Raw genomic sequence first — 11,715 nt, 5'->3', positions numbered from 1 at the left:
GATGCGTGTGGCGCCGGCGCAGAGGCCGGCCCGCATCCGCTGAGGAGGATCATTGGCGATCAACAGCCGCATCCCTGGCCTGCGTGACTCGACTCCCCGCGAACGACGGGCCGTCGTGGCCTCGAACGCCGGGATCGACGAGTCCGTGCTCGAGGCGCTCGACCCGGAGAACGGGCTCGGCGTGGAGAAGGCCGACCACATGATCGAGAACGCCATCGGTGTGATCGGCATCCCCGTGGGGGTCGCCACCAACCTGCGCGTGAACGACCGCGACTACCTCGTGCCGATGGCCACCGAGGAGCCGAGCGTCGTGGCCGCGGCCTCGAACGCGGCCCGCATGGCGCGCGTGCACGGCGGTTTCCGCACCTCGACCACGGGCGACGTGATGATCGCCCAGATCCAGCTCGTCGACACCGTCGACCCCGACGGCGCCAGGCTCCGGCTGCTCGAGGCCCGGGACGAGCTGCTCGCCACGGCCGACGCCCAGGACCCGATGCTCGTGAGCCTCGGCGGCGGCGCGCGCGACCTCGAGGTGCGGCTCGTGCCCACCTCGACCGGGGTGCACGTGATCGCCCACCTCATCGTCGACGTGCGCGACGCCATGGGCGCCAACGCCGTCAACACGATGGCCGAGGCCCTCGCTCCTCGTCTCGCCGAACTCAGCGGCGGGCGGGCGCTCCTGCGCATCCTCAGCAACAAGGCCGACCGCCGCATCACCCGGGTGCGGGGCGTGTTCGACGCCGAGCTGCTCGGTGGGCCCGACGTTGTGGACGACATCGTGCGCGCGAGCGCCTTCGCCACCGCCGACCCGTATCGCGCTGCCACGCACAACAAGGGCATCATGAACGGCATCACCGCCGTGGTGCTCGCGACCGGCAACGACACGCGTGCGGTCGAGGCGGGCTGCCACTCGCACGCCGCCCGCGACGGCGGCTACACCGCGCTCTCGCGCTTCGAGAAGGACGCCGACGGCAACCTCGTGGGCACCCTCGAGGTGCCGCTCGCGGTGGGCCTCGTGGGCGGCGCCACCCGCGTGCACCCCGTGGCGCAGGCGGCGGTGACGCTGCTGGGCGTGGAGACGGCCGCCGAGCTCGCCGGCGTGATCGCCGCCGTGGGGCTCGCGCAGAACCTCGCCGCGTGCCGCGCGCTGGCCGCCGAAGGCATCCAGCGCGGCCACATGACCCTGCACGCCCGCACCATCGCGGCCTCGGCCGGGGCGACGGCCGACGAGGTGGGGGCGGTGGCCGCCCGCATCGTGAGCGAGAAGCGCATCCGGCTCGACCACGCCCAGGCCGTGCTGGCCGAGCTCCGCGCCGGCTCGCCGGTGGGCTGAGCGGATGACCCGCGACCAGGCGCTCTGGCTCCCCCGGCCCCAGCCCACGCCCCCCTCGACGCTCAGCGGCGCGCTCCCCACCGCCGTTCGGGTGTTCGAGGTCGGCCCCCGCGACGGCCTGCAGGCCGAGCCCGACATCCTCCCCGCCGCCACCAAGGTCGAGTTCTGCCGCCGGCTCCTCGCCGCCGGGGTATCGCAGCTCGAGGTCACGAGCTTCGTGCCGCCCGCCTGGATCCCGCAGCTCGCCGACGCCGAGGAGGTCGTGGCCTCCCTCGCCGCCTCGGGCGAGCTCGACGGGCGAGCCCGCACCGTGGCCCTCGTGCCCAACGTGCGGGGGCTCGACCGCGCTCTCGCGGCGGGCATCCGCTCGGTCTCGGTGGTCGTGAGCGCCACCGACAGCTTCGCCGCGGCCAACCTCAACACCACCGCCGAGGGCTCCCTCGAGCGCGCCGCCGAGGTCGCCGCCCGCGCGGCGGAGGAGGGCGTGCCCGTGCGCGGCTACCTCTCGATGTGCTTCGGCGACCCGTGGGAGGGGCCCGTCGCGCCCGAGCGCGTGGCCGAGCTCGCGGGCAGGCTGCACGCGGCCGGCTGCGAGACCGTGGCCCTCTCGGACACCATCGGCACCGGCACCCCGAACCACGTGCGCCAGATGATCGGGCTCACGAGGGCCGAGGGCGTGCCCGTGGACGCCATCGCGCTGCACCTGCACGACACCTACGGCCTCTCGCTCGCCAACGTGCTCGCGGCGCTCGAGCTCGGCGTCGCCGAGTTCGACGCGAGCACGGGCGGCCTCGGCCGCTGCCCCTACGCCCCGGGGGCCGCCGGTAACCTGGCTACCGAGGATCTGGTCTGGATGCTCCACGGCATGGGCATCGAGACGGGGCTCGACCTCGACGCCCTCGTCGCCACCTCGCAGTGGATGGCGACGCAGCTGGGCCGCCCCGTGCCCTCCCGCGTGGTGAAGGCGCAGACCGCCGTGCAGACCTCCCGCAACCCGTCGCAAGGAACAGCCGCATGACAACCCCCAGCCCCCTCACGCTCCTCCCCGGCCCCCTCTCCCCCACGCCGGGCGCCCTCAGCGGCGTGCTCGTGCTCGACCTCTCGCGCGTGCTCGCGGGCCCCTACGCGGCCACGATGCTCGCCGACCTCGGCGCGACCGTGGTGAAGATCGAGAACCCGGCCGATCCGGATGTCTCGCGCGGCTTCCCGCCCTACCTCACCTCGGGCGACGAGGAGTTCAGCGGCTACTACGCGCAGTACAACCGCGGCAAGCTGGGCCTCGCCCTCGACCTCAAGAGCGACGAGGGCAAGCAGGTGCTGCGCGACCTCGTGGCCAAGGCCGACGTGCTCGTGGAGAACTTCCGCCCCAGCACGATGGAGAAGCTCGGGCTCGGCTACGAGGTGCTGCACGCGATCAACCCGCGGCTGGTCTACACGGCCATCTCGGGCTACGGCCAGACCGGCTCGCGGAGCCGGCGACCCGCCTTCGACAACACCGCCCAGGCCGCGGGCGGCCTCTGGTCGATGAACGGCTACGCCGACCAGCCCCCGGTGCGGGTGGGCGTGACGATCGGCGACCTCTCGGCCACGCTCTTCGGCGTGATCGGCACGCTCGCCGCACTCCGCCACGCCGAGCAGACCGGCGAGGGCCAGCTCGTCGACGTGGCGCAGGTCGACAGCATCATCGCCATGACGGAGACCGCCGTCGTCGACTACACGGTCGACGGCACGGTGGCCTCGCCCTCGGGCAACGCCCACGCGTGGGTGCGGCCCTACGAGCTGTTCCCCTGCGCCGACGGCCAGGTCTTCTTCGGCGGCTACACCGACAAGCTGTGGCGCGCGTCGTGCGAGCTGTTCGGCACGCCGGAGGCCGCGACCGACCCCGAGATCGACACCATGCGCAAGCGATTCGACGAGGAGGTCTACGGGCGCCGCATCAAGCCGCTCGTGACCTCGTGGTTCGCCTCCCGCACCCGCGTCGAGCTCGAGGAGCTCGCGGGAGACCTGATCCCGCTCACGGCGGTGAAGACGATCGGCGACGTGGTCGAGGATCCGGGGACGGCCGAGCGCGAGATGGTGGTCGAGGCCGACTACGGCGACTTCGGCACGCTGCGCATGTTCGGGCAGCCGGTGAAGCTCAGCGCCACGCCCGCCGACCCCACCCGGGTGGCGAACCGCATGGGCGAGCACTCCGACATCGTGCTCGAGGGACTCGCCGACTACTCGCCGGAGAAGATCGCGGGGCTCCGCGAGCGCGGGGTGGTGTGATGGCCGCGAGCTCCGTGGTGCGCACCGAGGTGCTGGGGCTCGTGCCCGCGGCCGGGTACCGGGACACGTTCGCAGCGGCAGCGGCAGCGCCCGGACCGGGCAGTGAGCTGCCCGCCGGCTGGGAGGGCGTGTACTTCCCGTTCGCGGAGCCGTTCGACCGGCTGCGTGCCGACGGCTCGCCCGACGGCACGGCCGACGTCATCCCCGACTTCGGGCTGCCGCGGCGCATGTTCGCGGGCGAGGACACCGAGTTCGTGGCGCCGCTGCGCTTCGGCGAGGAGGTCACGCAGACCACCGTGCTCGGCGAGGTGGCCGAGAAGAACGGCCGGAGCGGCCGGCTGGTGTTCGCCGACGCGGTGCGGGAGTACCGGGTGGGCGGCGAGCTGCGCATCCGGAGCGTGTGGCACGACGTGTTCCTGGAGGCGGCACCGGCAGCGCCGGCAGCGCAGGCCCAGGCGACACAGCCGGCAGCAGAGACAGCGCAGCCGGCGCCCGTCGAGGTCGGCGCAGACTGGTGGCGGCACGAGCGCGTGCTCGACTCGCGCCACCTCTTCCGGTACTCCGCGCTCACCTTCAACACGCACCGCGTGCACTACGACCGGGCCTGGGCCCGCGAGGTGGAGGGGCTCGACGACCTGCTCGTGCACGGCCCGCTCACCCGGATGCTGCTGCTCGACGCGGCGTCGGCCGCGCATCCGGAGCGCCGCGCGACCGCGTTCGGCTTCCGCTCCAAGGCGCCGCTCTTCGTCGACCGCCCGATCACCATCACGGGCCACGATCTGCCCGACGGCAGCACGGAGGTGCTCGCGCTCGCCCCGGACGGCACGCTGGCCGCCCGGGGCGTCGTGAGCTGGTAGCCGCGCTCTAGTGCGTGGGCGATCCGCCCGTGACCGCCACGGTCTCGCCCGAGACGTAGCTCGACTCCTGCGAGGCGAGGAACACGAACGGGGGCGCGAGCTCCACCGGCTGCCCGGCGCGGCCGAGCGGCGTGTCCTCGCCGAACGACTCGATCTTCTCGTTCGGCACCGACGAGGGCTGCAGCGGCGTCCAGATCGGGCCGGGGGCCACACCGTTGACCCGGATGCCGCGCTCGGCGAGCTGCTGGGCCATCGCCCGGGTCCAGTTGGCGATGCCCGCCTTCGAGACCGCGTACTCCGCGAGCGACGGCGAGGGCACGTAGCCCTGGATGCTCGAGCAGGTCACGATCGAGGCGCCGGGCTTCAGGTGCGGCGAGGCCGCCTTGGTGAGCCAGAACAGCGGGTAGATGTTGGTCTTCAGCACCCGGTCGAGCTGCTCGGTCTCGAAGTCGTCGATGCTGTCGACCGTCGGCATGACGCCCGCGATGATGGCGAGGATGTCGATGCCGCCGAAGACCGAGACGGTCTCGGCGATCACGTGCTTGTTCTGGGCCTCGTCCTGGAGGTCGCCGGGGAGGAGCAGAGCGGTCTGCCCGGCCGCGTCGATGAGTGCGGCCACCTCCTCGGCCTGGGCCTGCTCCTCGGGGAGGTAGCTGAGCGCGACGTCGGCGCCCTCGCGGGCGTAGGCGATGGCGACGGCGCGGCCGATGCCGGAGTCGGCTCCGGTGACGAGGGCCTTGCGGCCGGCCAGGCGGCCGCTGCCGACGTAGCTCGTCTCGCCGTGGTCGGGGGCGGGCTCCATCGTGCGCACATCACCGGGCGCCTCCTGCTGCTGGGGAGGGAACGGGGGGCGGGGGTACTGCGTGGTCGGATCCTGCGGGGTGTACATGTTCGTAGCCATGCGCTCGACCGTACGACGGCGCCCGCCCGCCCGCGCGGGGCTTGCCGGGGATGCTCAGGGGGCGTAGTCAGGAGAGAGTGACCCGACCCGACATCGCGCCGTCGCGCGCGTATATTCCCCTGCGCGACTACGCCGCGATCGGCGACGGGCGCACCGTCGCCCTGATCGCCTCCGACGGCCAGGTCGACTGGATGCCCGTGCCGGCACTGCACACCCCTCCGGTGTTCGCCGGCCTGGTCGACGCGGAGGGGGGCGGCCGGATCGAGCTGCGCCCGCAGGAGGACGGCTTCGAGACCTCGCGCGAGTACGTGGCGTCGAGCAACGTGCTCCGCACGACCTTCCGCACCTCGACCGGCACGGTGACCGTGACCGACGCCCTCGTGACGGGGGTCGCCGGACGACTGCCCTGGCTCGAGCTCGCCCGCCGCATCGACGGGGTCGAGGGCGAGGTGCCGATGCGCTGGGCCGTCGTGCCCGGGAGCATCTTCGGTGACGGAACCGAGCCCGTGTCCCGCGTCGACACCGTGCACGGCCCGATCCTCCGCGCCGGCCACATCGACCTCGTGCTCGTGGGCTTCGAGCACGGCAGGCTCGATCCGCACGAGCCCTCCGACGGGTTCCCGGACGGCCCGCTGTCGTTCTTCGGGGCCTTCACGACCGCGCCCGGATCGCGCCACCTCTTCGCGCTCTGCGGCACCGACGACGAGCCCATCCACGTGCCGGATCCGTACAACGTGGACCGGGGCATCGACCGCACGGTCGCGAGCTGGGAGAGCTGGTTCGAGGAGTTCGGCTACGAGGGCCCGTGGTCCGACGCCGTGGTGCGGAGCGCGCTCGCCCTCAAGCTCCTCATCTTCAGCCCCACGGGCGCCATCGCCGCTGCCGCCACGACGGGCCTGCCGGAAAACCTGCGGGGCGGCAAGAACTACGACTACCGCTTCGCCTGGGTGCGCGACCTCGCCTACACGGTGGGCTCCCTCATCCGGTTCGGACTGCGCGAGGAGACCCACGCGGCGGTGTCGTGGGTGCTGAAGACGCTCAAGGACTTCGACGGCGACCTGCACATCTTCTTCGAGCTCGACGGCACGGTGCCCACAGGCCCGCGGAAGGGCGAGGTGCACGAGGTGCCGGCCGAGGGCTGGATGGGCATCGGCCCGGTGGTCGAGGGCAACGACGCCTCGGGCCAGCTGCAGCTCGGGGTGTTCGCCGACGTGGTGGGCATCATGCGGCGCTACGTCGAGGCCGGCAACATCCTCGACGAGCGCACGAGCGAGCTGCTCGTGGCCTTCACCGACGCCGCCTGCCGCAACTGGCAGAAGAAGGACTCCGGCATGTGGGAGCTGCCCGAGGAGCACCACTACACCTCGAGCAAGATCGGCTGCTGGCAGGCCATCACCGACGCCCTGCACCTCGCCTCGATTGGCGAGATCAAGCCCACCGACGACGACCTCGAGCACTGGCGCCGCAACCGCGCCCTGATCGAGGAGTGGCTGGCCGAGGAGGCCTGGTCACCCGAACGCGGCGCGTACACGATGCATCCGGAGACCGATGCCCTCGACGCGTCGATCCTGCTGCACGCGGCGCGCGACTTCGGGCCCCGGGACCGGCTCGAGCAGACCGTCGCGCGGATCGACGAGGAGCTCTCGGCGGGCCCCCTGCTCTACCGCTACTCCGGGGTGTCGGCGGAGGAGGGCACGTTCGTGGCCTGCGCCTTCTGGCTGGTCGAGGCCTTCGCCCGGCACGGCCGCGTCGACGAGGCACGGAGGCGGATGGACGAGCTCGTCGGGCTGGCGAACGACGTGGGCCTCTATGCCGAGATGATCTCGGCCGAGGACCACTCGTTCCTCGGGAACCTACCGCAGGGGCTCAGCCACCTGGCGCTCATCGACGCCGCGGTGGCGCTCCGCGACGTGCTCGACGGGAAGGAGCCCGAGGAGCGGTAGCCCCCGGCGGTCCACGTCCGGGCTCCTCGCCCGTCGGCAACAGCCGCTACGGCCGGGCTTCGTGCCCCGGGTCGCCCTGGGTGCGGCGCTCCTCCTTCATCTCCGCCTCGAAGATGTGCCGGCGACCGTCGGCGAGTGCCTCGCGGGCCGACTCGTCGGCGGCGCGGAAGGCGGCGTAGTAGCCCGCGTCGTACTCCTCCACGATCTGGAAGGTCCAGCGCCCCTCGAGCACGTTGCGGCCCACGAGCGTGCGGTCGATCTGGTCGGCGAGCGCACCGTGGCCGGCAGCGCGGAGCCCCTCGACCGCCTCGCCGAGCGCGAGGTCGGCCGTGCCGGTGAGCCGGTGGAAGCCGTAGAGCATCCCGCGGGCCTGCTCCACCACCTCGAGCGCCTCGGAGAGCTTGCCGAGGGCGGCGACGGTCTCGTCGCTCACCCCCGGTGGGCGACGCCCGCGGGGCTCGACCACGGGCGATCCGGATGCGATGGGGGACGCGGATGCAGGGCTGTCTCGGTCGTCGATCGGTTCATCGGTCATACGATCGAGCCTGCTCCTGATCGACGTCGTCCGGCACCCCCTTGCCGTCTTCCTCGCCCTCCTCCGTGTGCTGCGTGGCGTTCGCGGCGCGGATGGCGGCGCGGCCCGACGGCAGCAGGATGGCCACCACCATCACGAGCACCGTCGCGACCCCGCCGATGATGAGCAGCAGCTGCACGCTGATGACGTCGGCCAGGGGCCCGAACACCGTCATGCCGATGGGGGTCGCGAGCGCCATCACGATGCCGACGTAGCTGAAGACACGACCGTGCTTGTCCGGATCGACGGTCTCCTGCACCAGGGTCATGAACGGCGCCGAGAACAGCGGCACGCCGAGGCCGAACACGAACATGAAGGCGTAGAACACCCACAGGTTCGGGCTGAGGCCGAGCCCCACGTTCGCCACCGCGAAGCCGAAGGTGGAGCCGATGATGAGGCCGATCCGGCTGCGCTTGGCCAGCACGGTCGACACGAGCACGCCGCCGAGCAGCATGCCGACGCTGAAGGCGACCTCGAGGACCGTGACCATCCAGACCTCGCTGCCGAACGTCCGCGCCACCATGAGTGGGGTGATGAACGAGGGAGCCACGGTGAGCAGGAAGATGATGGCGAAGACGACGAGCAGCCAGCGCACGATCCGGTGCGTCCAGATGTAGCGCATGCCCTCCACGAGGTCTTCGCGGTAGCTCGAGGTCTTCTCGGCGATCGTGGCGAGGGTGGGCACCGCCACGAAGGCGAGGAAGACGATGCCGATGACCGCCGTGACGACGTCGATGAAGAACACGGGCACGATGCCGAAGAGCCCGAACACGGCGCCGGCGGCCGCGGGCGCGAGCAGCGCCATGGCGGACTGGATGGTCTGGAACAGCCCGTTGACCCGCATGAGCTGCTCCTCGGGCACGATCTGCGGGATCATCGCCTGCACCGCCGGCGTCTGCACCCCTGCCCCGATGGAGCGGGCCGCGACGGCGAGCAGGATGATCCACAGATCGGTCACTCCGTTGAGCATGAGGAGGGCGAGCACGAGCGTGACGGCGGCGATGGTGCCGTCGGCCAGCATGACGAGCACCCGCCGGTTCATGCGGTCGGCGAGCACGCCGCCGAAGATCGACACGACCCCCTGCGGCAGGAACGCCGCGAGGGCGTAGAGCGCGATGGCGAGGCCCGATCTGGTCTCGAAGGTGACGTACCACATGACCGCGTACTGCACGATCATGGAGCCGAACAGCGAGATGGTCTGCCCACTGAGGAACAGCGCCACGTTGCGCTTCCAGTGCTCCTGGACGGTCTGGTCTGCGGTCATGTGAACAGCGTACACATGACCCCCGACACCGGTCGAGAGGGATTCAGGCGGGCAGGTGCACGACTCTCGACCGCGCACGCACCGACGGCAGTCGGCGACCGTGCAGGAGGAGCTCGGCCACCGCCATGGCGCGGCGCTTCAGCCCCCACAGACTCACCCGCACGAGCGACTCCCGCACGATCGGTCCGCTCATCTTGGAGACGCCCGCCGTGCGCTCCACGAAGGTGATCGGCACCTCCGTGACCCGCAGCTCGGCCTGCAGCGCCCGCCAGACGAGGTCGAGCTGGAAGCAGTAGCCCTGCGACTGCACGCCCGTCAGGCCGATGCGGTCGAGCGCGGTGGTGCGGTAGGCGCGGTAGCCGCCCGTGGCATCCTTCACCGCGATGCCCAGGGCGAGCCGCGCATAGAGGTTGCCGCCGCGACTCAGCAGCTCACGCCGCTTCGGCCAGTTGCGCACCTCGCCGCCCGGCACCCAGCGGGAGCCGAGAACGACGTCACTGCCGTCCAGCACACCGAGCATGCCCGGAAGAGCCTCGGGCTGGTGCGACCCGTCGGCGTCCATCTCGACGATGACGTCGTACCCGTGCTCGCGCGCCCAGGCGAAGCCCGCGAGATAGGCCACCCCGAGCCCTTCCTTGCCCGCTCGATGCATCACGTGCACCTCCGGGTGCTCGCCGGCCAGACGGTCGGCGATGTCGCCGGTGCCGTCGGGCGAGGAGTCGTCGACCACGAGGAGGTCGGCGACTCCCGTGGCGAGCACACGGCGGGCGATGGGTTCGAGGTTGTCCTTCTCGTTGTAGGTCGGCATGACGACCAGCGTTGAGACCATGGCGGCACCTTTCGTCGAGGTGATCGGAGGGATGGAACGGATGGCTGGAGCGGATGGCTGGAGCGAATCAGCCGATCTTGGTGGCGAAGAGCACCACGTTGTCGGTGTAGTGGCCGGTGGAGTCGTCGAACGCGCCACCGCACGTCACGAGTCGCAACTGCGAATCGGGAGTGGGGCCGTAGACCTGCTCCGTAGGGAAGTCGTTCTTGGGGACCTGCAGCCGCCCGTCGACCGCGAAGGTCACGCTCGAGCCGTCGGAGAGGTCGACGATCACCTCCGCACCCTCGGGCAGTCCGGCGAGGTCGTAGAACACGGCGGGTCCCACGGCGGAGTCGACATGGCCCGCGATGACCGCCGGGCCCGTCTGGCCGGGCACGACGCCGTCGCGATACCAGCCTGCGCTCGCGAAGTCGACGGGCGGCTGGATCCAGCCGGTGCTGTCGCGGGAGAGCGACTCGAGGCCGGACTCGACCCCGATCGAGGGGACGCGCACCCGCACGGGCAGCGCGTCGGAGACGGCTGCGGAGGACGAGCTGAGATCAGGATCCTGCATGCGCCCCGCCGCGGCCGCTGAGGCATCCGGAGCGGTGCTCGCGTCGCCTGCTGCAGAGCCCGCTCTGGCGTCCTCACCACCGAGAGGCGCGCAGCCGCCGAGGCTGTCGCTCGTGAGCAGCTGCGCGGTGAGCGCCGACCACGCGGCTCCGTAGTAGGTGCCGGTCTCGAGGTCGAGGCGGTCGGCCGTCTCGAGGTCCCCGTAGGCCCTGCCCACCTCGCCGCTCGCGGCGTACGACGCCGCACGAGCCGCGTAGCCGAGCGGATGCTCGTCGCGGGTCACCGCGGTGCCGCCGAGATCGAGCTGGGCGGCCACCCGGGGCTCGCGATCGAGGGCCGGCAGCAGCTGAGCGGCGAGCGCCGTGTCGTCGGGATCACACGACTCCGCATAGCGGATGGGGAGGCGGGCCGCGTCGTAGCCGTACTCCACCCCGCCGGTGGTCGATGCGGCATCCACGGTGGCGGCGGCGCTCGGGCCGGCCAGGGCATCGACCGTGCCGTCGGCGTGCACCTGGCTCCAGTTGGAGGGGAGCTCGCTCTTCGCGAGCACCGCAGTGGTGGCGGCACGCGAGCCCTCGGCGAGCTCCGCCCAGCGGGGGTCGCCCGAGCTCCGGCCGAGGATGTCGAAGGCGACCGGCGAGGCGTAGGAGGAGTTGTAGGCGTACGGCTCCGTCTCGGCGGCCCAGAGACCGGGGAGGAGGAGCCGGCCGAGGGCCGTCTCGACGGTGAGCTCGTCGAGGATCACGGCGCCGAGCTCGTCGCCCTGCTCGGTGAGCTCCGGGCGGTCGAAGCGCTCGCCCGCCACCACGAGCGCACGGGCGGCGTCGAGATCGGCGTCGGAGGCGGGCTCGTCGTCGACGATCGCGCCGTCGGCCCACTGCCAGGCGAGGAGGCCGTCGGGGCGCACGAGCTCATCCTGGGTCCACTGCCAGATGGCGTCGAAGCGCTCTTCGTCGCCTACGGCTGCGGCCAGCAGCAGGCCGTAGGCCTGGCCTTCGCTGACGGTGTCGTCGCCCTGGTCGCGGCGCACCACGCGGCCGTCGTCGTCGACCCACTCGGCGAGGAAGGCCTCGGAGAGCTCGTCTGCGCTGCGATTGGCGCCGCCGGGCCCCGAGGTGGCAGCCGTGTCGTCGCCCGCGCCGCCACCCCGTGCGCCGGCCGAGCAGCCGGCCACGAGCGCCGCCACGGCTCCCA

General features: G+C 72.1%; 10 protein-coding genes. 5 read left to right on the top strand and 5 right to left on the bottom strand.

Translation table 11 applies throughout. The features are described from left to right. The first annotated feature begins 52 nt into the window (after positions 1 to 52). Genes Q0D57_RS07320 through Q0D57_RS07305 form a run of 4 tightly spaced genes read left to right on the top strand, consistent with a single transcriptional unit; the run spans position 53 to position 4,458 of the window. Positions 53 to 1,333, top strand: a complete 1,281-nt coding sequence (locus Q0D57_RS07320) for a hydroxymethylglutaryl-CoA reductase, degradative (RefSeq protein WP_291040472.1) — start codon at positions 53 to 55, stop codon at positions 1,331 to 1,333. Between the two features lie 4 nt (positions 1,334 to 1,337). Further along, the gene (locus Q0D57_RS07315) at positions 1,338 to 2,351 is read left to right on the top strand and encodes a hydroxymethylglutaryl-CoA lyase (protein WP_291040470.1); all 1,014 of its coding nucleotides are present in this window, start codon (positions 1,338 to 1,340) and stop codon (positions 2,349 to 2,351) included. Next, positions 2,348 to 3,601 carry a CoA transferase gene (locus Q0D57_RS07310; RefSeq protein ID WP_291040467.1) on the top strand — a complete coding sequence of 418 codons (1,254 nt, stop codon included), beginning with the start codon at positions 2,348 to 2,350 and terminating at the stop codon, positions 3,599 to 3,601. Before Q0D57_RS07315 ends, Q0D57_RS07310 begins: the two co-directional genes overlap by 4 nt. Further along, entirely contained in the window at positions 3,601 to 4,458 is an 858-nt protein-coding gene (locus tag Q0D57_RS07305) for a hypothetical protein (protein ID WP_291040464.1), read from the top strand. Before Q0D57_RS07310 ends, Q0D57_RS07305 begins: the two co-directional genes overlap by 1 nt. A 7-nt stretch (positions 4,459 to 4,465) precedes the next feature. Here Q0D57_RS07305 and Q0D57_RS07300 read toward each other — a convergent pair whose 3' ends face one another. Then, positions 4,466 to 5,359 carry an SDR family oxidoreductase gene (locus tag Q0D57_RS07300; protein ID WP_291040462.1) on the bottom strand — a complete coding sequence of 298 codons (894 nt, stop codon included), beginning with the start codon at positions 5,357 to 5,359 and terminating at the stop codon, positions 4,466 to 4,468. Between the two features lie 77 nt (positions 5,360 to 5,436). Between Q0D57_RS07300 and Q0D57_RS07295 the strand changes: the two genes are divergently transcribed. Next, complete coding sequence (locus tag Q0D57_RS07295) at positions 5,437 to 7,302, top strand: glycoside hydrolase family 15 protein (protein WP_291040460.1); 1,866 nt, start codon at positions 5,437 to 5,439, stop codon at positions 7,300 to 7,302. A 46-nt stretch (positions 7,303 to 7,348) separates the two neighbouring features. On the opposite strand, the gene Q0D57_RS07290 is transcribed toward Q0D57_RS07295, so the two are convergent. The 4 genes from Q0D57_RS07290 to Q0D57_RS07275 form a co-directional block, all read right to left on the bottom strand. Further along, positions 7,349 to 7,837, bottom strand: coding sequence for a hypothetical protein (locus Q0D57_RS07290; RefSeq protein ID WP_291040457.1), 489 nt, complete (start codon positions 7,835 to 7,837; stop codon positions 7,349 to 7,351). Next, positions 7,827 to 9,140: an MFS transporter gene (locus Q0D57_RS07285; RefSeq protein ID WP_291040453.1), complete on the bottom strand. Its 1,314-nt coding sequence runs from the start codon at positions 9,138 to 9,140 to the stop codon at positions 7,827 to 7,829. The genes Q0D57_RS07290 and Q0D57_RS07285 overlap by 11 nt, the downstream gene beginning before the upstream one ends. 43 nt (positions 9,141 to 9,183) lie before the next feature. Then, positions 9,184 to 9,969, bottom strand: a complete 786-nt coding sequence (locus Q0D57_RS07280) for a polyprenol monophosphomannose synthase (RefSeq protein WP_291040451.1) — start codon at positions 9,967 to 9,969, stop codon at positions 9,184 to 9,186. A gap of 67 nt (positions 9,970 to 10,036) precedes the next feature. After that, a partial coding sequence (locus Q0D57_RS07275) for a class F sortase (protein WP_291040449.1) occupies positions 10,037 to 11,715 on the bottom strand: 1,679 nt, incomplete at its 5' end.

It is taken from the genome of Herbiconiux sp., assembly GCF_023264895.1.
GTDB lineage: Bacteria > Actinomycetota > Actinomycetes > Actinomycetales > Microbacteriaceae > Herbiconiux.
Note: the sequence above shows the minus strand (reverse complement) of the source record. Positions and strands in the feature narration are given on the sequence as shown.